General features: G+C 36.9%; 25 protein-coding genes and 1 pseudogene. 17 read left to right on the forward strand and 9 right to left on the reverse strand.

Going from position 1 to position 25,198, the window contains the following annotated elements; translation table 11 throughout:
• Positions 1 to 274: 274 nt before the first annotated feature.
• From A9Y75_RS02140 to A9Y75_RS02150, 3 genes are all read left to right on the forward strand, one after another.
• The gene (locus A9Y75_RS02140; protein ID WP_071187784.1) at positions 275 to 1,096 is read left to right on the forward strand and encodes an alpha/beta fold hydrolase; all 822 of its coding nucleotides are present in this window, start codon (positions 275 to 277) and stop codon (positions 1,094 to 1,096) included.
• 182 nt (positions 1,097 to 1,278) lie between these two features.
• Complete coding sequence (locus tag A9Y75_RS02145; RefSeq protein WP_071187785.1) at positions 1,279 to 3,378, forward strand: RecQ family ATP-dependent DNA helicase; 2,100 nt, start codon at positions 1,279 to 1,281, stop codon at positions 3,376 to 3,378.
• 6 nt (positions 3,379 to 3,384) lie between these two features.
• On the forward strand, positions 3,385 to 4,635 hold the full coding sequence (locus A9Y75_RS02150) for a DNA-processing protein DprA (RefSeq protein ID WP_071187787.1): 1,251 nt from the start codon (positions 3,385 to 3,387) through the stop codon (positions 4,633 to 4,635).
• Between the two features lie 53 nt (positions 4,636 to 4,688).
• On the opposite strand, the gene A9Y75_RS02155 is transcribed toward A9Y75_RS02150, so the two are convergent.
• The 5 genes from A9Y75_RS02155 to A9Y75_RS02175 all read right to left on the reverse strand — a co-directional run bounded on the left by A9Y75_RS02155 (position 4,689) and on the right by A9Y75_RS02175 (position 7,379).
• Positions 4,689 to 4,985, reverse strand: coding sequence for a type II toxin-antitoxin system RelE/ParE family toxin (locus tag A9Y75_RS02155; RefSeq protein ID WP_071187789.1), 297 nt, complete (start codon positions 4,983 to 4,985; stop codon positions 4,689 to 4,691).
• Entirely contained in the window at positions 4,982 to 5,206 is a 225-nt protein-coding gene (locus tag A9Y75_RS02160; RefSeq protein WP_071187791.1) for an addiction module protein, read from the reverse strand. Before A9Y75_RS02160 ends, A9Y75_RS02155 begins: the two co-directional genes overlap by 4 nt.
• A 106-nt stretch (positions 5,207 to 5,312) precedes the next feature.
• Complete coding sequence (locus tag A9Y75_RS02165; protein ID WP_071187793.1) at positions 5,313 to 6,701, reverse strand: PIN-like domain-containing protein; 1,389 nt, start codon at positions 6,699 to 6,701, stop codon at positions 5,313 to 5,315.
• Between the two features lie 124 nt (positions 6,702 to 6,825).
• A complete protein-coding gene (locus A9Y75_RS02170; protein ID WP_071187795.1) occupies positions 6,826 to 7,158 on the reverse strand; it encodes a DUF5615 family PIN-like protein in 333 nt (110 codons plus the stop codon).
• Complete coding sequence (locus A9Y75_RS02175) at positions 7,155 to 7,379, reverse strand: DUF433 domain-containing protein (protein WP_071188790.1); 225 nt, start codon at positions 7,377 to 7,379, stop codon at positions 7,155 to 7,157. The genes A9Y75_RS02170 and A9Y75_RS02175 overlap by 4 nt, the downstream gene beginning before the upstream one ends.
• A gap of 125 nt (positions 7,380 to 7,504) precedes the next feature.
• On the opposite strand from A9Y75_RS02175, the gene A9Y75_RS02180 reads away from it, so the two are divergent.
• The 6 genes from A9Y75_RS02180 to minE all read left to right on the forward strand — a co-directional run bounded on the left by A9Y75_RS02180 (position 7,505) and on the right by minE (position 12,288).
• On the forward strand, positions 7,505 to 7,969 hold the full coding sequence (locus A9Y75_RS02180; RefSeq protein ID WP_071187797.1) for a DUF29 domain-containing protein: 465 nt from the start codon (positions 7,505 to 7,507) through the stop codon (positions 7,967 to 7,969).
• An 85-nt stretch (positions 7,970 to 8,054) separates the two neighbouring features.
• A complete protein-coding gene (locus A9Y75_RS02185) occupies positions 8,055 to 8,279 on the forward strand; it encodes a hypothetical protein (protein WP_071187799.1) in 225 nt (74 codons plus the stop codon).
• A 36-nt stretch (positions 8,280 to 8,315) separates the two neighbouring features.
• Entirely contained in the window at positions 8,316 to 9,650 is a 1,335-nt protein-coding gene (locus tag A9Y75_RS02190) for a four-carbon acid sugar kinase family protein (protein ID WP_071187800.1), read from the forward strand.
• A gap of 128 nt (positions 9,651 to 9,778) precedes the next feature.
• Positions 9,779 to 10,819, forward strand: a complete 1,041-nt coding sequence (gene minC / locus A9Y75_RS02195) for a septum site-determining protein MinC (RefSeq protein ID WP_071187802.1) — start codon at positions 9,779 to 9,781, stop codon at positions 10,817 to 10,819.
• Between the two features lie 327 nt (positions 10,820 to 11,146).
• Positions 11,147 to 11,953: a septum site-determining protein MinD gene (minD, locus tag A9Y75_RS02200; RefSeq protein ID WP_071187805.1), complete on the forward strand. Its 807-nt coding sequence runs from the start codon at positions 11,147 to 11,149 to the stop codon at positions 11,951 to 11,953.
• A gap of 44 nt (positions 11,954 to 11,997) precedes the next feature.
• A complete protein-coding gene (gene minE, locus A9Y75_RS02205) occupies positions 11,998 to 12,288 on the forward strand; it encodes a cell division topological specificity factor MinE (protein WP_071187807.1) in 291 nt (96 codons plus the stop codon).
• Positions 12,289 to 12,477: 189 nt separating this feature from the next.
• Here minE and A9Y75_RS02210 read toward each other — a convergent pair whose 3' ends face one another.
• Complete coding sequence (locus A9Y75_RS02210) at positions 12,478 to 13,782, reverse strand: hypothetical protein (protein WP_071187809.1); 1,305 nt, start codon at positions 13,780 to 13,782, stop codon at positions 12,478 to 12,480.
• Positions 13,783 to 14,753: 971 nt separating this feature from the next.
• On the opposite strand from A9Y75_RS02210, the gene fmt reads away from it, so the two are divergent.
• Positions 14,754 to 15,755 (forward strand): methionyl-tRNA formyltransferase, encoded by a 1,002-nt coding sequence (gene fmt / locus A9Y75_RS02215; RefSeq protein WP_071187811.1) that lies wholly within the window; start codon positions 14,754 to 14,756, stop codon positions 15,753 to 15,755.
• Positions 15,756 to 15,843: 88 nt separating this feature from the next.
• On the opposite strand, the gene A9Y75_RS02220 is transcribed toward fmt, so the two are convergent.
• Complete coding sequence (locus A9Y75_RS02220) at positions 15,844 to 16,215, reverse strand: DUF6464 family protein (RefSeq protein ID WP_071187814.1); 372 nt, start codon at positions 16,213 to 16,215, stop codon at positions 15,844 to 15,846.
• A gap of 590 nt (positions 16,216 to 16,805) precedes the next feature.
• Here A9Y75_RS02220 and psaC point away from each other — a divergent pair.
• The 7 genes from psaC to A9Y75_RS02255 all read left to right on the forward strand — a co-directional run bounded on the left by psaC (position 16,806) and on the right by A9Y75_RS02255 (position 24,720).
• A complete protein-coding gene (gene psaC / locus A9Y75_RS02225) occupies positions 16,806 to 17,051 on the forward strand; it encodes a photosystem I iron-sulfur center protein PsaC (protein ID WP_010997613.1) in 246 nt (81 codons plus the stop codon).
• A gap of 834 nt (positions 17,052 to 17,885) precedes the next feature.
• Positions 17,886 to 19,781, forward strand: a complete 1,896-nt coding sequence (gene glmS, locus A9Y75_RS02230; RefSeq protein ID WP_071187817.1) for a glutamine--fructose-6-phosphate transaminase (isomerizing) — start codon at positions 17,886 to 17,888, stop codon at positions 19,779 to 19,781.
• Between the two features lie 156 nt (positions 19,782 to 19,937).
• Entirely contained in the window at positions 19,938 to 20,177 is a 240-nt protein-coding gene (locus A9Y75_RS02235) for a hypothetical protein (protein WP_071187819.1), read from the forward strand.
• The gene (locus A9Y75_RS02240) at positions 20,177 to 20,524 is read left to right on the forward strand and encodes a type II toxin-antitoxin system PemK/MazF family toxin (protein WP_071187821.1); all 348 of its coding nucleotides are present in this window, start codon (positions 20,177 to 20,179) and stop codon (positions 20,522 to 20,524) included. The genes A9Y75_RS02235 and A9Y75_RS02240 overlap by 1 nt, the downstream gene beginning before the upstream one ends.
• Positions 20,525 to 20,709: 185 nt before the next feature.
• Complete coding sequence (locus A9Y75_RS02245) at positions 20,710 to 21,855, forward strand: hypothetical protein (protein ID WP_071187823.1); 1,146 nt, start codon at positions 20,710 to 20,712, stop codon at positions 21,853 to 21,855.
• 76 nt (positions 21,856 to 21,931) lie between these two features.
• Entirely contained in the window at positions 21,932 to 23,194 is a 1,263-nt protein-coding gene (locus A9Y75_RS02250; protein WP_071187825.1) for a hypothetical protein, read from the forward strand.
• Positions 23,195 to 23,241: 47 nt separating this feature from the next.
• Complete coding sequence (locus A9Y75_RS02255; protein WP_071187827.1) at positions 23,242 to 24,720, forward strand: hypothetical protein; 1,479 nt, start codon at positions 23,242 to 23,244, stop codon at positions 24,718 to 24,720.
• A 90-nt stretch (positions 24,721 to 24,810) separates the two neighbouring features.
• Here A9Y75_RS02255 and A9Y75_RS28130 read toward each other — a convergent pair whose 3' ends face one another.
• On the reverse strand, positions 24,811 to 24,963 hold the full coding sequence (locus A9Y75_RS28130; protein ID WP_177176076.1) for a hypothetical protein: 153 nt from the start codon (positions 24,961 to 24,963) through the stop codon (positions 24,811 to 24,813).
• A 4-nt stretch (positions 24,964 to 24,967) separates the two neighbouring features.
• A pseudogene (locus A9Y75_RS29255) lies at positions 24,968 to 25,161 on the reverse strand (hypothetical protein); the annotation flags it as partial.
• Positions 25,162 to 25,198 lie beyond the last annotated feature (37 nt).

Genomic DNA, 25,198 nt, shown 5'->3' on the forward strand with positions numbered 1-25,198 from the left:
AAAGTGTGAAAGGTGGTTTTAGCGCTTTCATATATTTATATATAATCGTGAAATCTCTTCTCAATTCTGTAATCAGGATTTCAGAGTTGGCTAATTTTTGTCTGGAAAGGTTGATGATTCATAATTGGGAATTGGTAATTTTCTCCCCATCTCCGCGTCTCCCTATCCCCGCGTCTCCCCATCCCCACATCCCTTGTCCTTCGATCTCCCCATCAGGGCGAGTGAAACGGTAAAGTTAAACAAGGTTAATATAATGAAGACACACATTTGTAAAATGGCACACGTTGAACTTAAACCTTGTTTTCTGACACCGAAACGAGTAAAATTAGACTATCCACTGTTTGTGTATTTACCAGGGATGGATGGAACTGGTCAATTGTTGCGATCGCAAACTGCTGGATTAGAACTTGGCTTCGATGTCCGATGCTTGGCGATCCCCAGGAAAGACCTCACCACCTGGGATGTGCTAACAAACAACGTTTTAGACTTAATTCACTCAGAATTAGAAAAAAGCTGCCACCGACCAGTTTACCTGTGTGGTGAGTCATTTGGGGGTTGTTTAGCGATGAAAGTAGCAACCCAATCACCACAGTTATTTAAACGCATTATTTTAATTAATCCCGCTTCAGCTTTTCAACTACGTCCTTGGCTAAACTCATTATCTCAACTAACTGACTTAGTGCCATCATGGTTTTATGATGTTGGCGCATTGGGGTTGTTACCGTTTTTGGCATCTTTACCACGGATGTCTAGTAGCGATCGCCATGAACTGCTAAAAGCTATGCGTTCAGTCCCACCAGAAACCATTAACTGGCGGTTATGGTTATTGCGAGAGTTTAATGTTGATCAGGAAAAATTGCAACAGCTAACGCAACAAGTGTTATTAATTGCTGGGGGGAGCGATCGTCTTTTACCTTCTGTCAGTGAGGTAGAACGGTTAGATGATATTTTACCTAATACTAAGACAGTATTATTACCTGATAGCGGTCATGCTTGTTTGTTAGAAGAAGATGTAAATCTGTATGACATTCTTCAAGCTAATGAATTTCTGGAAACTGATATGCAAGTAAGTAAGAAATTACAAGTTAACAGATAGAGGGCGTTTGTCTTAAATACTTTTTTGGGTGCAACGTATAGGACGGGCTAAAGCAAAGCATAACTCAACCCAGACATAGCTTTTCATGCTTTGAGTTAAATGAAAAGAGCGATCGCCTCAACATGACTCGTGCTAGTTATCCTATGTGTTACAACTGTATGATAACTAGATACTCAGCGTATATGGCAAGCATACTCAAAGACAAAGCATTATTACTTCTGCGTCAGGCTTTGAATAACCCAAAAGCCGATTTTCGTGATGGACAATGGGAAGCTATTGAAGACTTACTACTGAACAAATCACGGTTACTCGTTGTTCAACGCACAGGTTGGGGAAAAAGTCTAGTTTATTTTTTAGCAACTCGCTTGTTACGAGATCAAGGTGCTGGTTGTACTCTTTTGATTTCCCCTCTCCTAGCATTAATGCGAAACCAAATTACAGCAGCAAAACATATTGGAGTCAAAGCCGAAACAATTAACTCTAGTAATACAGATAATTGGAAACTTGTAGAAACAAAGTTGTTAGCAAATCAAGTAGATATTCTACTAATTTCTCCTGAAAGATTAGCTAATGAGGAATTTAGAGAAAATATTCTTTTACCATTATCTCAAAAAATCGGATTATTTGTAGTTGATGAAGCCCATTGTATTTCTGATTGGGGACATGATTTTCGTCCTGATTATCGCCGCATTGTCAGAATTTTACAAGCATTACCACAAAATATTCCTGTTTTGACTACAACTGCTACAGCTAACAATCGAGTAGTTGATGATATTAAAGCTCAATTAGGGTCAAATCTGCGTGTTTCTAGAGGTGATTTAACGAGAAAAAGTTTGCATCTACAAAATATTTATCTTCCTAGTCAAGCAGCAAGATTAGCTTGGTTAGCCCAATATCTGCCTAAATTACCAGGAAGTGGTATTATTTACACATTAACAGTGAGAGATTCTCAACGAGTTGCTGATTGGTTAAAAACACAAGGTATTAGTGCTAAGGCCTATTATGGGGATTTAGATACTGAAGTTCGGATAGCATTAGAAGATGAATTACTCAATAATGAAATTAAAGCCTTAGTCGCAACAACAGCTTTAAGTATGGGTTTTGATAAACCAGATTTAGGTTTTGTCATTCATTATCAAAGACCAGGTTCTGTTGTCCACTATTATCAACAAGTAGGACGAGCAGGTAGAGCAGTAGAAACAGCTTATGGTATTCTCTTAAGTGGTGATGAAGATGAAGAAATTACTAACTACTTCATTAATACAGCCTTTCCTCCTCAAAGACATACAAAACAAGTATTAGCGGTAATTAATTCTGCTAAAAATGGAATTTCTGTTAACCAAATAGAACAACAAATAAATCTTGCTCAAGGACAAATTAATAAAATTTTGAAATTACTATCTTTGGAATTTCCCACACCTGTCACTAAGATAGATTCTAAATGGTATGCTAACCCAGTCAACTATCAAATTGATCATCAAAAAATTGAAGAAATCACCCAAATTCGCCGACATGAACAACAGCGAATGGCAGATTATATGCAAAGTCAACAATGCTTAATGGCTTTTTTAGCAGCCGAATTAGATGATCCCAATCCAGAAGAATGTGGTAAATGCGCTGTATGTTTGGGTAAGCCATTATTATCAGAAACTTTTGCAGATGAACTTGTAAATCAAGCAATTCTATATTTACGCCGTAGTAACCAAATTATTGAACCGCGCAAAAAGTGGATTAAAGAATCATTGCTCACCTATGGGTTTTCTGGAAACATTAAAGACAATTTAAAAGCAGAAGCAGGAAGAACGTTATCTTTATGGGGTGATGCAGGTTGGGGAAAATTAGTCCAACAGGGAAAATATCAAGATAATCATTTTGATGATGCACTTGTACAAGCTACTGTTGAGATGATTCAACGTTGGAAACCTCAACCCTTTCCCACTTGGGTAACTTGTGTTCCTTCCTTAAATCGTCCAGAACTTGTACCTAACTTCGCGCAAAGACTAGCTGATAAATTAGGCTTACCATTTAAACCTATTGTCCGCAAAATTCGTCCAACTCAGTTACAAAAAAAGATGAGTAACAGTTATCAACAAGCTCATAATTTAGATGGATCTTTTGCAATTGATTATTGGGAAGGAATGAGTGGTAATGTATTATTAATTGATGATATGGTAGATTCCCGTTGGACTTTTACTGTCATTGCAGCACTTTTGCGTAATGCTGGAAGTGGATTAGTTTATCCTGTAGCATTAGCTCTTAATTCATTAGGTCAATCGGATTAGAAAATTATGTTAAATCATGTCCTAGCACCAGATACTCAAGCAATTTTGCTGTTGTGTGCCAGTTTTGGACAAAATCGCCAAATTGAACCGCTACCCTTGACTCTGGGTGAATATAATTTGTTAGCAGATTGGTTGCGGGAAAATCAAATGCGTCCAGCAGATTTATTGGAAACAACAGCAAAATCACAGTTACAAAAAATAACTAACAATAAACTTAACCCTGATAGGCTTTTAGCTTTATTACAACGGGGTGCAATGTTAAGTTTTGCAGTGGAAAAATGGACAAGTCGCGGTTTATGGATATTGGGACGCAGTGACGCTAAATATCCCAAACGTTTTAAGCAAATATTGAAACATTCAGCACCAGCGATTATTTATGGAGTTGGGAATGCAGAATTATTATCTTTAGGAGGATTAGCAATTGTAGGTTCTCGTGATGTAGATGAGGATATTATTCACTACACCCGCAAAGTTGCACAAACTTGTTCTCAACAAAAAATACAAGTTATTTCTGGTGGAGCGAGAGGAATAGATCAAGAATCAATGTTAGGTATTTTGGATAATGGAGGAACGTCTGTTGGTGTATTAGCTGATAGTTTGACTAAAGCAGCAGTAAATAGTAAATATCGTTCTAGTATCCAAGAAGGTAGATTAACTTTAATTTCTAGCTATGATCCTGATGCTGGGTTTAACACAGGTAACGCAATGGGACGGAATAAATATGTTTATAGTTTAGCAGATTATGCCTTAGTTGTTAATTCTACTTTTGGTAAAGGTGGAACTTGGGCTGGTGCGGTAGAAGCATTATCTAAGCTGAAAGAAATTCCTGTATTTGTAAAAATGAACTCTCCAGTACCAGAAGGAAATCAGCAATTATATAATCAAGGTGCAAAACCGTTTCCTACAGAATTTGAGAATAGTAGTTTGCGACAAATTTTAACAGAAACTATTGCTGATTTTGAATATGTAAAAAATGAAGTAGTTACACAACAGCCAGAACAGAATGTTAATACTATTCCACAAGATTTAACAACTATTCCCAAAGATATTTATAACGTTGTTTTACCCGTAATTCTCAATCATTTGCAGCAACCCAAGGATGCAAAATCTCTTGCAGAATCTCTACAAGTCAGAAAAGTACAGATGGATGATTGGTTAACAAGAGCTATAAATGAAGGGAAAGTAATAAAAACAAAAATAGAAAAGCGAGTTGCTTATGTGGTTAATCACACAGATACTCAACTTTCTTTGTTATAATTTAATAATATCAACAACCTTTGCTGTACGATAAATTATGTCTTTGCAAATTTTTAGATTCGCATCTGCCATGATTTTGGATCTCTTCGACTGTGAAAAACTGCTGTAACAATCACACGACTCGATACAATTCGATAGTATATAGCATAGGGGAAACGTCGCACCACTGCCCATCGAACATCAAGATACACAACTGCATAGGATTCTGGCATTTTACAAATCCGATTTAGCATCTCATCCACGCAGTCTAAAAAATCATCACCAAGTCCAGCTTGCTGAGTTTGATACCAATTATATGCCTCATCAAGTTCTTCACGAACTTCTGGACGAAAAACTAAGACATAATTCATTTTTGTCCTCTAATTGACGCTTTAATTTCCTCCCATGTCATGACATCATCTGGATTGGCTTCGTAATCAGTAATGCGTCGATCAATTTCTCGTTTTTGCGCTGCTGTGAAATCAGGATAAGCCTGTTCTGCTTCTATACTTTCCAAAATTTCTTGTACAATACGGATTCTATCTGCAATACTCAGGGCTTTTATTTCATTTAAAGTTACACTGATGTCCATGTTAACTGACCTCAATAAGAATATTTTCTAGTGTAGGCGATCGCTCTATAAATTGAGGTTATTTAGGGGAGCGATCGCGCTTTTAGCATCTAATCAATTAATATTCTTAAGTCTCACTCAAACTAAGCCCAAATACCCAAGCAGGTGGAGCATTGTCTGTATAATCACCGCGAAAGTACCCCATAATTGGTGACTTTTTAGGTCCTGTAATAACTGTCCATATTTTACCAAGACGTGGTGAGATAACTTTTTGAATAACTGGACTAATTGACATCGGAATATCCATATAAGCATCATAGGTGTTGAAACGTTCGGGATAAACGCGCAAAAGGTTAGTGCGTATAGTTTGTCGCTGACCAATAAAGTTTTCTACTTCTATTTCTTCCTGCCAATAATCTTGTTCTTGTGGATGATGATGTGGATCATTATATGATGGCATTCTGTTAGCAGAATCTTCTTCTTTTTGTTTCAATTGTTCTTTCTCGATTTCTTTAACCTCTTCTAATACTTCATTATCTACACTGGTAATTAATAGTTTATTAGCCGTATAAAGGAAGTCAGAAAAAGTATACATCCATAATTCCATACCAGTAATAGTATACAACTCCTTAATTAAGTCTTCACGAGGTTTTTCAATTCTTTTATCCTTTTTATAACACCAGTCCTCCTTAATATCATTAATTATTAAAATGATGGGCTTCTTAACTTTTTTAGCATAAGCTATAATTTGTTTCCAAAGGATTAAATCTCCATAGATACTTATACCTTCTTTACTGCCTTGATCTTTATATCCAGGGGGGATTTTTGACCGATAACGTAATTCACCTTCTTTGACAATTTCCATGATTTCGTCAAAACTGTATCCTTCCCCTACTTCAAAATATTTATTAAATCCGTCTAATACCGAGTCACTTTGATAAATTGCCTGAATTTCATTTTGTCTATTTGATATTTCTTTTTTTATCTCATTCTTAAATTCTTCAATACTATCTTTAAAGTTATTTAGCCCACCTTCTATTGATTTATTGCAATCTATCTTCACTTTGTCAAGGTTATCAATTAACGATTTATCTAAGTAAGGGTATCTATCTTGTTTTGTGGCTTTCTCTTTTAAAGCTTGAAATTGACATGATATTGTTTTTATTTCTTTATTTATTTCTTTATTTATTTTTTCAATGCTTTCCTCAATTTTTTCTAAATAACCACTGTCTTTATCTTCTTTATTTTCCTCTATTAAGTTTTTGTATTTTTCTATAGGTTTTCTAATGACATTCTCTCTATTTTTCAAATATTCGTATTCTACTTGTTGAGGAATCCACAAGCGGTTAATAAGTTTTGGGAAAATTGTTTGAAATATAGATTCTTTTACTTGATCTGAATATAAATAAAACTCTAATAATGCAGATGTATCAAAAACAAAAATACAATCTTGCCATAATCTCTTCTCTCTATCTTCTGTAAGAGTATAAATTTCTATACTTTGTTTGTTCAGCATCTTAGTATTTCTTCTTACTTGTGTTAAATAACTATTGGACGAATTTTTCTGAACTTACAGATTACGAATAAACATCATAACGGCAAGTAATATCTCAATTTTATTGTATTTTTTGACATTTGACTTAAGTGATTTCAACCAATGCTTCACCTGAAGATAAAATCTTCAAAGCTTCCAGTAAATTTGCACTCAAAATCTCTCTCAGTCTAGCATTTGAAGTATTACCACAGGTCAACCAGATTATTTGCGGTGGTGTTCCCAAACGATCAACTAAATCAATAAAGTCGCTATCCTTAGTAATAAAGATAACTTCTTGAGCTTTTGCTGCTGCAAAAATTTCCTCATCTTCAGCATCTCTTAGTCCCACATCACGCAAAGCTAAAGCAGTTATATTAAATGTCTGAGTAATCCAAGTAGCAATAGATGGTGATAAGTGTGCATCAACCCAGATTATCATGCAATTAACACCGGATGATTGAGTTTTCGTGAAGCGTATAAAAGTGCTGCCTTGAGATCATCAGCCTCAAGATCCGGCATTTCTTCTAAAATTTCTTCAGCATTTAAACCAGATGCAAACAAATCTAATACATCTGATACTCTAATTCTCATCCCGCGAATACAAGGACGACCACCACATTGTTTAGGATTAATCGTGATTCTTTCTAGTAAATTTGACATATAAGCTGATTTCATAAACTCTTATTTTCAGCATAAATCAAGTTTGTAAAACCAGCAACTCAATTAATGAGGTTTATAACTAAATTAAGCTAAAATAAAATAAATAGCAAAATCCTCGCCAGTATATGGTTACATCAACAGAACCAACAACTCAAACCTTATACGATCAAGACTATTACCTGTGGCTGAGAACAACCATCAACCAACTTCGCACAGGACAATTTTCTGCTGTTGATTTAGATAATTTATTAGAAGAATTAGAAACTTTAGGTAGAAGTCAAAAAAGAATAATTAAAAATTTATTAATTAACCTTCTTCTACATTTACTAAAACTCAAATGTTGGGATAGTGAAAGAGAACGAAATCAAGGACATTGGAAAGGGGAAATTAGAACTTTTCGCAGAGAGATAAAGGATGAACTCAAAGATAGTCCTAGTTTAAAACCTTACATTTTAGAAATATTTGATGAATGTTATCAAGAAGCAAGAAAAGAAGCATCTGACCATTCTCAACTTGCCATTGACATATTCCCTCTGATACCCATTGGTTCTTTAGAGCAAATTTTAGATGAAAACTGGTTTCCCGAATAAAATACCTGACTTGAAAATAGAACCCCACCCCTAACCCCTCCCCGCAAGCGAGGAGGGGAATAAGAAGTTTTTTTCATGTGTTCTGGTGTACGCAGTTTATGATGGCTACTTAACTATCTCTACCTCTGACAAGTGCCAAAGTAACATTAGCGACACAGAAAAAGTAATATCCCCACTGCAAGTAATTAAAGAAGATTTGCTTCACGCCTTAAAAAGTGAACAGATTTTGCGCGATAATAAAAAACTGTTTGCTAATAACCAAGATTTAGTGGTAAATAATTTAGCCAAATCTGCAAACTTTACAAGTTAGTGAATATTTTAGATATTTGCCACCATTGACATATTTATGAATAACAAACCCAAAATAATTGTCCTCGATGATGATCCCACAGGTTCCCAAACCGTCCACAGTTGCTTATTGCTGATGCGTTGGAATGTGGAAACCTTACGGTTAGGCTTAAAAGATGATTCACCGATTTTCTTTATTTTAACCAATACGCGATCGCTTACCCCAGAATCAGCCGCAGCCGTCACCAGAGAAGTTTGTCAAAATCTCAAACTCGCATTAGCAGCAGAAAAAATTGACGATTTTCTCGTAGTTAGTCGTTCTGACTCCACCTTGCGCGGACATTATCCCATAGAAACTGATGTCATAGCTGAAGAACTCGGTTCCTTTGACGCTCATTTTCTCGTACCTGCGTTCTTTGAAGGTGGAAGAATTACCCGCGACAGCATCCATTATTTAATTATTGATGGTGTTCCCACTCCCGTACACGAAACAGAATTTGCTCGTGATTCTGTATTTAGTTACAATTACAGCTATCTTCCCAAGTACGTAGAAGAAAAAACCAAAGGACGCATCAAAGAAGATACTGTCACAAGATTTTTACTTGCAGATATCCGTGCTGGTAGTTTAGAACGCTTGCTACAACTCCATGATAATCAGTGTGGTGTAGTAGATGGAGAACATCAAGCAGATCTCAACACCTTTGCTGTTGATGTATTAACAGCCGCAAGTCAAGGAAAACGCTTTTTATTCCGTTCTGCTGCCAGCATTTTAACAGCTTTAGCTGCCTTACCCCCCCAACCTATCGCCGCCGAAAATATGGCAGAATACGTGCGTGGTGGCAAACCCGGTGCAGTGATTGTGGGTTCTCATGTCAAAAAGACAACTCAACAGTTAGAATCGCTGTTACAGGTAGAGGGGACAGTCGGAATAGAAGTGAATGTGGGACGCTTACTTGATGATGGAGTCAACGAATCTGCTAAACTGCTAACCGAGATTCTCGAAAATGTCCAAGCAGTACATAACGCTGGTAAAACACCAGTAGTTTACACTAGCCGTCAGGAATTGTCTTTTAAAGATGTCAAAACCAGGTTAGATTTTGGGGCTACAGTTTCGGCTTTACTCATGGATATTGTTAAAGGTTTACCAGCTGATATCGGATTTTTAATCAGTAAGGGTGGTATTACTTCCAACGATGTTTTGAGTACAGGACTGGCTTTAACTTCAGCCCGGTTACTTGGTCAAATTTTAGCCGGTTGTTCAATGGTAATCACACCATCTGATCATCCCCAGTTTCCTAACTTGCCAGTGGTGTTATTTCCCGGTAATGTCGGTAATGCTGATGCTTTGGCTACAAGTTATCAAAGACTGACTGCAAAAAGAACGGGAAATTAGGAAGATGGGAAGGTGGAGAGATGCTCTGACGCGGAAATAGATTTTAGAGTTTAGATTTTAGAGTTTAGATGGGAGTTAATTAAATACAATCCAAAATCCAAAATCCAAAATCGAGTACCCAATCACCAATGAATACTGATTCTACTAATTTTCCAAAAGATTTGGAATTGACAACGGAGTCAAGTTCTCCACTTGCTGATGCAGAATCTATCTCTAAACAAGCTGATGTAGAAGCAAATATTGCTAAAACTGCCGAGATAGAAGCAGAGAATACTATTATCCCAAATACAGATATAAATTCGGTTGTTCTCGATTTACAAACTAATTCTCCGTCTGTTGATGTAGAATCTAATCCTGTTCAACCAAATGTAGACTCTGATTCTGTGTTCACGGATTTGGATAGCATTGAGTTAGCATTACCAGAACAGAAAGCAAATAATTCTATCCAAGTCCAGTTAAAAACTGAGGAGGGAAGACTGTTATTGATTTTGCCAACTGAATCTCAAGTACCTGCTTCGGAACTCAGTTGGTCACAAATGTGGGAACAAATGAAACAGCGCTTAAATGCTGGAGATCGCTTGCGAATAGTTAATACACCAGTGTATCTAGTCTCACAAGACCGATTGTTAGATAGCAGACAACTACAAGAACTCGCCGAAACGTTAAGAGAAGTCAAACTTCAGCTAAAATCAGTTGCCACTAGTCGAAGGCAAACAGCGATCGCAGCTTGTACATTAGGTTATTCTGTAGAACAAATTCAGCTTCAACCATCCCTGAGTTCTGATCCCCAAACTACTCCCACACCTCTAGCAGATGCGCTCTATCTAGAAATGACTGTACGATCTGGTGGAGAAATTCGTCATCCCGGCACGGTAATTATTTTCGGAGATATCAATCCCGGTGGTATCGTAGTCGCAGATGGAGATATTCTAGTCTGGGGTCGTCTACGGGGAATTGCTCATGCTGGTGCGCTGGGAAATCGTGAAAGTCTGATCATGGCTTTACAAATGGAACCAACCCAATTGCGAATCGCTGATGCTTTAGCTAGAGCGCCTGAAAAATCACTCACACAGTTTTTTCCGGAAGTGGCATATATTACACCCCAAGGAATTCGCATTGCTAAAGCCATTGATTTTTCTCGCAGTCAGTTCAGTAAGATCAATCAATAGTTCCTCAATATTTACGGATGAAGATATCTTTTCTTCCTGCCTTTTTTCTAGTTAGAACAGCACAAATAAAAACACAAATAACAAATAACTATGCAACGAAATAAATACTGGTATAAAACCTTTTTACCTCTTGCCTTTTCCTCCCTGTCTTTAACCTGCTCCTAAAGATATAGCAACGGACAAGGCGTTTAGGACATCAACCAATGCTAAAACTTAGACAATAAAAGGCTTCTAGCACTGTCACCTGTTCCCTGTCACCTGCTATAAATATTTACGCTTTTACGCTCACCTACTTATTTCCACAAAGCCTAATCGTTCCCTGCTATTATGACTCGCATTATTGTAATTACCTCCGGTAAAGGAGGAGTGGGTAAAACCACAGTTTCCGCAAATCTGGGTATGGCTTTAGCCAAAATAGGTCGTCAAGTTGCCCTGGTTGATGCGGATTTTGGTCTGAGAAATTTAGATTTGCTGTTAGGACTAGAAAACCGGATCGTTTATACAGCTGTAGAAGTATTAGCCAGAGAGTGTCGTCTAGAACAAGCTTTGGTGAAAGATAAGCGACAACCCAATCTCGTACTTTTACCAGCTGCCCAAAATCGTACCAAAGATTCAGTCACTCCTGAACAAATGAAACTGCTGGTAAATGCCCTGTCCCAAAAATACCAGTATGTGGTTATCGACAGCCCTGCCGGCATTGAAATGGGGTTTAAAAATGCGATCGCACCAGCTAAAGAAGCTCTGATTGTCACTACTCCCGAAATTTCCGCAGTTCGGGATGCTGACCGGGTAGTGGGGTTATTAGAAGCACAAGGAGTGAAAAAGATTCATTTAATAATTAACCGCATCCGACCTGCAATGGTGCGGGCAAATGATATGATGTCTGTGCAAGATGTTCAGGAACTTCTCGCCATTCCCTTAATTGGGGTGATCCCTGACGATGAGCGTGTTATTGTTTCTACCAACCGTGGCGAACCTTTAGTATTATCAGAAACTCCCTCTGTCGCTGCTGTAGCTTTTGAGAACATTGCTCGTAGATTAGAAGGGGAAACTGTTGAATTTCTTGAGCTTGACTCCTCCAACGACAACATCTTTTCCCGCTTGCGAAAATTGTTGTGGACAAAGATTGTTTAACTCATTTAACTCATTTTCCAGTCTCCGCCTTAAACTAAGCTGCAATGATTCTTGAACTTTTAGAAAAACTGTTTGTTCGTACACCTGACACTAGTCGCACTCAAGTTAAACGCCGTCTGCAATTAGTTATAGCCCATGACCGCGCTGATTTAGATCCCCAAACCTTGGAGAAAATGCGCCAAGAAATACTGGCCATAGTCTGTCGCTATGTAGAAATTGAGACGGACGGTTTGGAGTTCTCTCTAGAAAGTAACCAACGCACAACCGCTTTGATTGCTAATTTACCTATCCGTCGAGTTAAAGACAGCACAGATACAGAAAGCAGTGATACGTGAGGTATAGCAGGTGACAGGTGAGAGTCTGAAGAGTCTTTTGGTGTCTAGGTTTTATAATCAGTTGGTGTCCTAACCGCCCTGTCAGTTGCTATATACTGATCATTCGGGCTGATGCACAGACGCAAAAATAAATTTCCCGTTGTCACCTTTAGCAACAACGGGAATTGATATTGTTAATTATTTAGGAATTTATCGTGACGCAACTTGTGGTTCAGCCCAAACTTGGGCATCTCTTTCACCAAAAGTCACAGGTTGATCCCCATCAGTGGAAACATTTACACTCTTACCATCACTAGACACTTGCACCAAAGGCCAATTTTCTTCACCTAATTCACCTGAACGGAACAACGCATGATCAGGTTGTTGTTTACTCCAACCTAATAATATTGCTATTTTTTCATGCTCATTTTCCCCTTGAGGTGGGGCAACTGTTTGAGTATTGTTTTGTTGACGATCCCAAATTAATGCATGATCGGTAACATCGGCTGTGTTAAATATACCTACAAATTTGCGAGCTAAAAAGCGATCGCCTTTTTCTGACCAGCTAACGGGAACTAATACCCCTATTTTGCCTTCATTATCGGTTTTTTCTGATTCAACACTCTGTTTTAATAGCAGATCTCTAGGCTGGGAAGTTGCAGCCAACACTCGCAAACTCTTGGTTTGCTTATCTTCTATAAACAACAAACTAGTTACTCGGCTGTTGTGCATTTCCGGATTAACTTCTAGTTGCACCCGGCTATAAACAGCATACCTGCCATCGGGAGAAACCACTGGTACACTGCGATAGTATCGCACTCCAGAACCCCCTTTTCCGCCAATAGCTTCCTGAGTCATCATAATCCATTTCCAGGGGATCGGATGTGGACTGCCCATGGGATCATCTGGTATTGCTTCATAGTCATTTGGCTGACTATTTACAGGTATTTCCGTCATTGAGGATGGCTTCGATTCTCTGATACCAGAAGTGATATTAGTTGTTGCTAATGGTTGAGTTCCCACACTCTCGCGGACTAAAGAATCTCCTTCACCTTGCAAAGCCTGAACTTTAGCGTCTTTTAATTTTTGGATTAAATCAGCTTGACTAATAGGAACTTTTGCTAAGTTACCCTTTTTAACTACTGCTAAGATATCACTAACAGCCGCATTACTGCTTGACTGATCATTTTCTTTCCCAGCCCCAGAATCAAATTTATCGGCCAATAATAGTTGCCTTTCCTCACTTATAGGCTTGTTGGCTAATATAGACTGTAATGTTGCACCCAAGAAGTTGGTTCGACCCGCTTGTAAATTAGGTTCCCTTGCAACAACCTGCTCCTGGGTGATTGAATCTGATTGTTTAAGTCCTGAATTAATTTTTGCTACCTGTGATTGTTTTGCTGAGGTAGAGTGAACAGATACCCCTATAAAGGGTGCAATTAGGATCACAACAACAACGTACTTAAGAAATGGTTGTACGCGGAACCATCCTGACAGCAAAAGGGGTTTAAGCATGAGTGGACTCTCTAGGGGGTGGGGCGGTTGCTATGTGAGGGGCAATGTCGATACAGCAAGGAAAAAGCTATGAATATATGTATAACAACAAACTACAAGTTCTAACTAGATAATTTCTTCAAATTTTGCATCACTTTACAAAAGTTTCCGTAACATCGTTCACACCTTTATAATCTTCAAACTCTGTAATTTTTCTGTACAATGCTGTAGCAAACTACTGAATATTGAGAACTTCAGTAATTAATACCTGAGCATACACATAATTGCTTCTATACTCAACTAAAGCCGAATATAGAGGACTCTAAAAAGAATATAAGCTGCGTCTTTGGGCTACTAAAGCTGCCGACTGAAATTTAGGTAAACTGTTAACATCAGGTTTAGCTAAAACCAATCAAACTTAGATTTGCTAATTTATTAAGCTGCCATAACAGCACTGACCCCGATCATTTTAAAGATGGTTTGTTCCTTGAAAATTTCACATAGCCGACTCAGTATTATAAACAAAAGCATCCATTATTGTCACCTACCAAAAGTCTTAAATTGCAAATCTATTCATAAATATTGCCATATAATTTCTGCAAGACTATACGCCTAGCCTGCTTACCCGGAGGGTTACGCCGCAGGCATAGCGCCAATACAAGCAAAACGAATTTGGTAACTTATCAAATAACAAAGGATGAGTAGATGGCCAGCCATAAGGCATAACCAAATATTGATGCTTTTAAACAGCAGAGACAGTTAATCTCAGCCGACCTGTTTGCCAAAACATTTTACTCTATCAAGGAACTTTTTTTTGCACCGATAATGAATACTTTACCATCAAACAACTAAAATTTAATGTCCGAAAAGCAAAACTGCTGTACATTTTTTCTATTGCTCTTGGGATTTAGTCATTTGTGGGCAGTCAGTTGTCAGTGATTCATGACGCACTTAATATTGACTAATGACTAATCACCAATGACTCATAACTAATGAAAGTCGTATTTTTTGGTACTCCCCAGTTTGCCGTTCCCACTCTCCAAAAGTTACTGGATCACCCAGAATTCCAAGTTTTAGCAGTTGTCAGTCAACCGGATAAACGCCGAGAGCGAGGGAATCAGTTGACACCATCCCCGGTAAAAGCACTCGCTACTACTTATAACCTCCCAGTATGGCAACCAGAGAAAGTGAAAAAAGATGTTGAAACTTTAAGCCTACTTCAACAATTAGAAGCAGATGTGTTTATCGTAGTTGCCTACGGACAGATTTTGTCTAAGAAAATCTTAAAGATGCCCAAGTTGGGTTGTATCAACGTACATGGTTCGATTTTACCTCAGTATCGAGGCGCGGCTCCCATTCAGTGGTGTCTGTATCACGGAGAGAAAGAAACTGGGATTACGACTATGTTAATGGATACTGGCATGGATACGGGAGATATGCTTTTAAAAGCAACTATACCTATTAAATTACTAGATAATGCTCAAATTTTAGCTGATCAGCTAGAGGTAATTGGTGCGGATTTGTTAGTAGAAACCCTGCTCAAGCTGGAACTTCAGGAAATTGAACCTATTCCCCAAGATAATTCCGCAGCTACTTACGCATCTTTGATTCAAAAGCAAGATTATAATTTGGACTGGTCAAAGACTGCTATCCAGTTACACAATCAAATCAGAGGCTTTTATCCTCACTGTATAACGACCTTTCGTAACCAAGCACTAAAAATCACAGCCACTGTTCCCCTCGATTCTGCTTATATTCAAGAGTTACCACCGGAATTACAAGATAAAATACATAAAATACCTAATTTGTCAACTATATCCGGCGTTCCTGGACAAGTAGTGAATATTGTCAAAGGAATCGGCGCAATTGTACAAACTGGCGAAGGGTTGTTGCTTTTAAGAGAAGTTCAGCTAACTGGGAAACGCCCCCAATCAGGATGGGATTTTGTGAATGGAACTCGCTTAACAGTGGGAGAAATGATTGGTATCAATTAAAAATTAAAAATTAAAACCTCAAAACATTTTCAGTCGGGGGTCTTGATTAATTTACTCCCCAACTCCATGTCCTCCGTCTTCCCAGTCGCTAGTAGTCTGTCAAGAGTTCCCTATTTTCATAGAACCGACATGATTTACAGGGGCCTTCTGGGTTGACTGCACAGCGAATAAGTTCTGAATGAGCATTATAGCTACAGGTGGCATCACCAATTACCCACCTTCCCTGCAATAAACTTTTTTCTGATGGTCGTTTAGCTTTTTGTACGTAAATAACAATATTGTGCAAGCGGTAGCGTCCTCCTTTATAGTGGTATCGATGACGACGCTCTAAAACTGCGTAAGTTGTACCTTCCAAATCGAGGTAGTTTCCCGGTTGGGGTGTCCAATCAAGTTGTAATCTGCCGAGAGACTGACACGAACTGGTCAGAATTACCTCGGTTGGCAAAGAGTTTGGCTCCATAATAAGTTTATATTATGTAATTTACATTATAAAAATGGTATCGCAATCGTTTACCATTGCTGACTAAGGTTAGATGATAATTAATGATTTACTATTGTTTGCAACCAATTTACATTTCAGGAAGATATTGATCTTGGCGTTAACCAGATATCAAATTTAACTTTTATGCTCCGGGAATATGCGAGCATTTAGTCAAGAGATCATCAGATATCTGACCATTGCTTCACAATTCCAGATCATTTAAGATTTTGCCTGAGTAGTTAATACTTCTTAACAAACTGACTGAACTGGAAAATCCCCCAGCGACCAATTTATAGGTACTATAGATAACCCTGAGAAATTGACTTGGAATTTACACATCTTTACAATCTGCCATGTTGGGAGAGCGTCTGTCGGGTAAACACTTGATGGCTATGTTGCTTATTAAAGCTGAATAGTGGCGATCCTGGTAGATAAGCTGTTCAGAGAGCTTATTAAATTGTTTGAAGTTATGTAGCCTTTTACTTACAGCCCATCCAGCACTGCGGTAAACTATGCCTTGATTATGATTCCTTCGCAGAGAAGAACACTCGAAAGGAGCAGTTTTTTCAATGTCTCATACCGTAAAAATCTACGATACCTGCATCGGCTGCACCCAATGCGTCCGCGCTTGCCCCACTGACGTTCTAGAGATGGTTCCTTGGGATGGCTGTAAAGCTGCTCAAGTGGCATCTTCACCCCGCACAGAAGACTGCGTAGGCTGCAAACGTTGTGAAACAGCTTGCCCCACCGACTTTTTGAGCATCCGGGTTTATCTGGGCGCTGAAACAACTCGCAGTATGGGTCTAGCGTACTGAGGATTTTAAAAAACTCAGTAAATTAGTGCTGAGGGCTGAGAAAAGGAGAAATAAGAAGCAAGTCACCTAAAAGCATTCTTGTTTCTTCTCTCAGAACTCAGCACTCTTAAAATAATTCGTAATTCGTAATTCGTAATAGAGCCTCTAGCTCCCGTAAGGGATACGTACTTAAGCTGTATTAATCCTTTTAGATAGAGCAAGTTGCTCATTTTTATTCGCTGCCGATGACCACTCTGTGCTGACAACTATACTTAATTAAATTCGGTGAACAGTAATCGTAAACAGTTATTAGGCTGATGGTGAGATATTTAAACCAAATGGACTGATAACTGGTAAGAGATAATATCAATTCACTTAATTAAAGCTACAAATGAATCTCCGCGTCACCGCGTCTGTCCATTTGTATCAATCTTAAAGTGAAACGCTATAACTGGTAACTGGTAAACATCCCTCAAGCGGAGTGGTTTAAGCAATGTGCGGAATAGTTGGATATATAGGCACAGCCTCTAGCTCCCGTAAGGGATACGTACTTAAGCTGTATTAATCCTTTTAGATAGAGCAAGTTGCTCATTTTTATTCGCTGCCGATGACCACTCTGTGCTGACAACTATACTTAATTAAATTCGGTGAACAGTAATCGTAAACAGTTATTAGGCTGATGGTGAGATATTTAAACCAAATGGACTGATAACTGGTAAGAGATAATATCAATTCACTTAATTAAAGCTACAAATGAATCTCCGCGTCACCGCGTCTGTCCATTTGTATCAATCTTAAAGTGAAACGCTATAACTGGTAACTGGTAAACATCCCTCAAGCGGAGTGGTTTAAGCAATGTGCGGAATAGTTGGATATATAGGCACTCAAGCAGCGACAGATATTCTACTGGCTGGATTGGAAAAATTAGAGTACAGAGGTTATGACTCGGCGGGAATTGCCACTATTTGGGAAGGTGACGTTCATTGTGTGCGGGCTAAAGGTAAATTGCTTAACCTGCGTTCTAAACTAGAACAAATCGAAAATCCTGCCCAAATTGGCATTGGTCACACACGCTGGGCAACTCATGGTAAACCAGAAGAATATAACGCCCATCCACATATGGATACGGCGTTGCGGATAGCGGTGGTGCAGAATGGCATTATTGAGAATTACCGCGAGTTGCGGGAACATCTGAAGGCGCTAGGACATGAATTTCGCTCAGAAACAGATACCGAGGTAATCCCCCATCTGATTGCTGAGTGTTTAAAGCATTCTCCTGAAAATTCCCTTTCCCCTTCGGTTTTTTTAGACGCGGTGCGGGAAGCTGTGAGTAAATTAGAGGGGGCATTTGCTGTTGCGGCTATTTCTGCTGACTACCCCGATGAATTGATTGTAGTCCGGCAACAAGCACCTTTAGTTATTGGGTTTGGACAAGGTGAGTTTTTCTGTGCTTCTGATACCCCGGCAATTGTCCCTTATACCCGCGCTGTATTGCCCCTAGAAAACGGCGAAATTGCTCGTTTGACTCCTTTGGGAGTGGAGGTGTATAACTTTGCTGGAAACCGTTTGAAAAAGAATCCTCGCACCCTGAACTGGAATCCCATCATGGTGGAAAAACAGGGATTCAAGCATTTTATGCTCAAAGAAATCTATGAGCAACCGGGAGTAGTGCGGGATTGTTTAGAAGCTTATTTCTCAACCGAAGAAACAGCCCAAATAACTGATCAATCACCGGTGAAACTGGGTTTACCAGCGGAATTGTACGCAGATTTAGAACAAATTCAAATTGTTGCCTGCGGTACAAGTTGGCACGCGGCGTTAGTGGGTAAATACTTATTAGAACAATTGGCGGGAATTCCGACTCAGGTACAATATGCTTCTGAATTTCGTTATGCACCATCACCAGTAACGGCTAATACTCTTACTATTGGTGTAACTCAATCTGGGGAAACTGCTGATACGTTGGCAGCTTTGGCTATGGAAAAAGAACGCCGACAGGGAAAAGAAGCTAAGTATCAAGCGCGACTTTTGGGAATTACTAATCGCCCAGAAAGTAGTTTAGGTAATATGGTTGCGAATATTATCAATACTCATGGGGGAATTGAAATTGGTGTCGCTGCGACGAAAACTTTTGTGGCGCAATTGATGGCGTTTTATGCTTTGGCTTTAGATTTGGCTTATCGTCGTCATGAAATTAGTTCACCAAGATTAGAGGAAATTATCACAGGTTTACGTCAGCTACCAGGGGAAATTGAAGCGATTTTAGAAACTCAAGAACGTTATATTGAACATTTGGTACATGACTTTGCAGAAACGAAAGATTTTATCTTTATTGGCAGAGGAATTAATTTTCCAATTGCGTTAGAAGGGGCTTTGAAATTAAAAGAAATCAGTTATATTCATGCGGAAGGATATCCAGCAGGGGAAATGAAACATGGGCCAATTGCGTTGTTAGATGCGAAAGTTCCAGTGGTGGCGATCGCTGTTCGGGGTAGTGTATATGAAAAGGTGATTTCTAACGCTCAGGAAGCTAAAGCCAGAGATGCTCGGTTAATTGGTGTTACTTCTGTTAAAGATGGTGAAGCGGGTGAAATCTTTAATGATTTAATTCCTGTTTCGGAAGTTGAGGAAATTCTTTCACCCATTCTTACAGTTATACCGTTGCAATTGTTAGCTTATCATATTGCAGCGCGGCGGGGTTTGGATGTAGATCAGCCGAGGAATTTGGCGAAGTCGGTGACTGTGGAATAGTTAATATTTTGCAGCTTTGAAAGAAGAAAAAAGTTGTATAATTCTCATAAGGGTTGATTAAGTCATCATCTTTATGAGTTTTTTTCTTTGCAGGGGTAGATGAGGTTGTATGGAATATAAAAAATTATCTAGTTTTCAAAAAAATGAGGTAGGAATATGAGTGAAAGTCAAACTGTAAAATCAAAATCTTTAAATCTCAAATTAGTAAATACTCTGATTCAAATAATTCGTTCTCTTTCTCAAGAAGAACGCCAAATATTGAAAGAAGAGTTGTTTTTTGAAAGTACCGAACCATCAACTCAAGAATTAATACAGCTTGCAGAAAGAGGAAGTGCATTTGATTTTTTGCATGATGAACCAAATATTTATACATTAGAAGATGGAGAACCTATCTAATGTCTATCAAAAAAGGAGATGTAATTTTAGCACCTTTCCCATTTACTGATTTAACTGAAACTAAATTACGTCCTGCTGTGGTGCTTTGGGTTAGTTCTACAGGGAGTAATAATATTGTTATTTGTTTTATCTCTTCTCAAAATTTAACAAATTTAAAGCCAGAAGAGTTTTTGATTAGAGATTCTGATCCAGAGTTTATTAACACAGGTTTAAAAGTTAGTTCTAAGGTGATTGTATCTCGAATTGTTACTATAGATAAAAATTTAATTACCCGTCGTCTTGGGAATTTAGGAAGTAATCAAATGCAAGAGTTGAATACTTGCTTAATTCAAATTTTTCAATTATAAAAACGCAGGTATCAAAATCGGTGAAATGTTTATCAACCAAGGAATTTGGCAAAGTCTGTTACTGTGGAATAGCTTCAGTAATTGCGCTTACAACCCTTGTAAAAAAATATTACAAATGTCTATACTAGTAAATAAATATATGTAATCATCATAACAGAATATTTACTGGCTTTGTCAAAGATATTATGAAATCTTACAAAATATTGGCATTAGGAGCTTCAGGAGCAGGAAAGACAGTATTTCTAGCTAGTTTATATAAAGAATTATCAACCCAAAGTAAATATGGTTTTTATGTAGATGTAGAAAACCAAAATCAAAAAAAGAAACTCAATCAAATTTATACGCAAATAATTACAGGAGCATCCTGGCCACCTGGAACAAGACGTGGTGAATTTTCTGAATGGAAATTTACTTGTAAAGTAAAAAATGAAGAATTAAATGATTATCCTGCTTGTGATTTTACCTATTATGATTATAGCGGTGGTAGATTAACAGATAGTTCTGATTATGATGAAGAATTTGATACTTTAGTCAGACAAGCAGATAGTTTATTAGGTTTGTTAGATGGACAGAAAATATATGGAATTTTAAATGAAACAAATACTTTTGTAAGTCAGAACTTCTTTCAAGTTGACTTGCCCAGTATTATTAAACAGATGCAAAAATCCACAGTTCCCATTCATTTCATTATCACTAAATGGGATTTATTATCACAAAAATTCACTTTAAAACAAGTTATTGATTATTTAATGAAATGCGATGAATTTCAGGAACTAATTACACAGAGAAATAAAATAGAATCACCTGTAAGAATTATTCCTGTTAGTTCCATAGGGGCAAAATTTGCCCAATTACAACCAGATGGGAGCATGAAAAAATTTTCCGGTGCAATTCCCCAACCTTATTATACTGAAGTTCCCATTGCTTGTGTATTTCCTGATGGACTGAAAGCCAGAATTAATCATATTAAGAAAAAACAACAAGAACTGGATAGCAACAAAGATAATCCTTTTGGTATAGTTTTTGATATTTTTAACAACATAAAACCTTTATTCGGTATAGCAGATGAATATCTTTTTCCTTTTTTACCACCTCAGTATCAAGTAGCTAAATCTCTGTTATATAAATTATCCCCCATTATTACACAGATTGCTAATAAACAATATGAAGAAATGCAAAAACGCACAGAAGAACTAAATCGGAAACAACAGGAATCTTTAAAACAAGTCAAAGATGAAGAAACCGCATTAACTCACACAGTTGATAGTTTTCTTTATATTCAAAGTTATCTGAATACTGATTATCCTGATTCTGATTTATCAAATATATAGTATAGAAGATACTTGACTTTTTAAATAATTCGGATACTTAAAATCTCACATATTTATTATTCCAGGAACTACCAAAATGAAAACCTACAACATTCTTACATTAGGATTATCTGGTGCTGGTAAAACTGTATATTTAGCAAGTCTTTTTAAACAACTTTCAACCCAAGGAGAGCAAGGTTTTTTCTTAGAAATTAAAGAAAATATTGCTAGACAAAAATTAAATCAATATTATACAGAAATAATTACAGGTGAAAGTTGGCCAGAATCAACAAGACGAGGAGAGGTAAAAGAATGGGTTTTTGATTGTTGTGTGAAAACTCAAGATTTAAAAAAATATCCTGTTTGTCGGTTTGTTTACAAAGACTATAGTGGAGCATTATTATCAGAATTAGCAGCAGATGAAACATCAGAATTTAATTTTCCTTTTGAAGAAGCAGTAAAAGAAGCAGATGCAGTTTTAGCTATATTAGATGGTCAAAAATTATTTCAATTCATGCAAAATCCTGGACATCCATCAGTTCAGTATTGGACACTAACAGAACTACCAACCCTTTTACATTTAATCCAAAATTGCGGTAAACAACCAGTTCATTTCATTATTAGTAAGTGGGATTTAATAGAGAATCATAGTGGATGGAATTTAACCAACATTATTGATAGTCTCCGTAATAAAGTACCAGAATTTGATAATGTAGTCTTACCTAGATTAAAAGCAAAATGTCCAATGAGAATAATTCCTGTAAGTTCTTTAGGAATGAAATTTGCTAAACTAGAAGGTAATGGAATGAAAAAAATTTCTGGAGCAATACCACAACCATATCAAGTAGAAATTCCTCTTGCGTGTGTGCTGATAGATGGATTAACAGCACAAATGGAAGAAATCAAGAAAAAACAAGCAGAAACTCAAAATCGCTCCACAGAAGTCAAAGTAAAATTTAGTCTATTTGATCAAGTAAATCAGGTTTTATCAGGTACAGTTTACTCTTTATTTGCTAATACAGTGAATACTTTACTTCCTGACAAGTACCAGTTGAATAATGAGATAATTCAAGGGATTTTAGAAGCAACTAAACAAACTGCTAAATCAGTAGATAATCATGTTTATAAAACTCAACAAGAGAAAGGAAAAGCTGAAGAAGCAGCTAGAGAAAAACAAGAAAAACTAGCTCGTCAGAAAGAGGAAGATTTTAAAAAAGTTGATGATGAGTTAAAAGCATTTGATTATGTTGTTAAGAGATTTCTCGATCTAGTTAAGATATTAGATCAACCACAAAATGATCGCTCTGATTTGCGAGATTATCCTTATTATAAGGTATTACTAGAACAAAAACAAAAATAATCAATCTACAAACTTATTACTACAAACTGATCACGAATAAAAATATGATGAAATATCAAGCATGGCCATTTTTAGTGAGTCGTAATCTCTATGTAGATTATCGTACTATTGTAGCTCCTGACTTTATTTGCAGTGCTAAAATTGCTAATTTATTAGCTCAAGCAGCAGATGGTGAAATCATACCAGAAAATACAGCCTATTTGAGAATAATATTAAATTCCCCAGTAGGAAATTTAACTTTAGTTTTTCGTGTATTTCACCCTACAAAAGCTGATATTCAACAGGGAGAAATAACGGAAAAACTAAAAGATGGTTTTGGTAGAGAAATTTGTTTTATAGAAGGTTTAGTTATTAGAGAAGAGTTAGAAGCTATTAATATTGCAGAGACCAATATTGAATTTATTCATCATCAAGTATTACCTGCATATCAAGAATTTTGGCATATTAATCAACCTGTTCCTGCTGTAGAATCAATCGCTTTTGAATTAGCAAGTGAATCAAAAGAAAATAGTTTACATATAATCAATTTACTACCTTTAGTCTTAAAAAAATCTCAGCCTACAATTCAGGGTAAACTTACTAAAATTAAAGAAAAAGATTTTCAGAATGAGATTAGTTGTATTGATTTTAGTGCAAATAGTAAATATCTAGCAATTAGAACTGAAAATCAAGAGTTATATTTATGGGATTTAGTAAAAGATCAATATAATAGACTTTATGTTCCCAAACAGAAAGATTTTATTAGTGAAGTTTCAATTAATCCCATTCAAAGTCAATATATAGCTATGGGGTGTTATTCTCATCCTCGTTTTAACCAACCCACTCCTAAAAATTATGTGTTATTATTTGATTTATTAAGTAATAATTCTAGGGAATTAACATATTTTTGGCAACAAGATATCTTAGGAGAAAAATTTTCTTTAAAAACAGTTAAATTTAGTCCTAATGGACTTTATTTAGCAGCAGCAACCCAACAGGGAAAATTATTAATTTGGTATGAACAAGATAATTATGAAAAAGCAGAAGTTTTAAATATTCATAATGGTAATCCTCTTAACTGTTTAATTTTTACTCCTGATAGTAAAACAGTTATTTGTGGTGTAAATCAAGATGAGCAAGGATATATTACATTATATACAATTACCTCTCACATTCAATCTTTGAATTATATTCATTGTTCATCACTGATTAATAAATTAGCTATTAGTCCAGATGGAAAATATTTAGCAGTTGCAGGTGAATCTGGGTTTGAATTATGGGATTTTGCAACTCAAAACCGTCTTTATTCTGAAGTTTGTGATCATCCTTTAACTGCAATTAATTTTTACTTATCAGGAGAAATAATTATTTGGGGAGATATTCAAGGTCAGTTAATGATTTTCGATGTACAAAAAAGAAGCGTTATTTCTCAATTTCAAAATATTCATAATAATGCAATTACAGCTATTATATTTAATCCTCAACAGGCTCAAAAATTTGCTACTTGTAGCAGGGATAAAAAAATTATAATGTGGGAATTAAATTAATAATTATTAGGACTATCTGAGAAATAAAATATAAATAGATGAGAGCGATCGCTCTTTTCCAAAGTCGCTAACTATGGTAATACCCCAAATTTATTTACTGCAACCTGTGAAAAATTTGCGATCGCGCTCTGCGGGATTATAAAAAATTTGCGAAGGTATTGACTCTTGGGTGGTATTTGGTAATTCAATAGCCAGCTGTGAAGATAGAAATTTGAGTAAATCATCCAACAACTTAAGTCCCATCAAACTACATTGATTCTAAATAACGACGTAATTTACTACTAAACCAATCAATAACTGTTACTACTACTCATACTGAGCAATTTGTATTTTTGATGCACCTATAACTTGTAAAGATTCTAAGGAACGATAGTCTACTGACTCTATACCTTGTTGATAAAATTTGGCAAGATAGCCAATGATATATATTGATAAAGATACATAAGGGAATAAACCAAGGATAACGATATAAAATTTG

Source organism: Trichormus sp. NMC-1 (assembly GCF_001858025.1).
Classification (GTDB): domain Bacteria; phylum Cyanobacteriota; class Cyanobacteriia; order Cyanobacteriales; family Nostocaceae; genus Anabaena.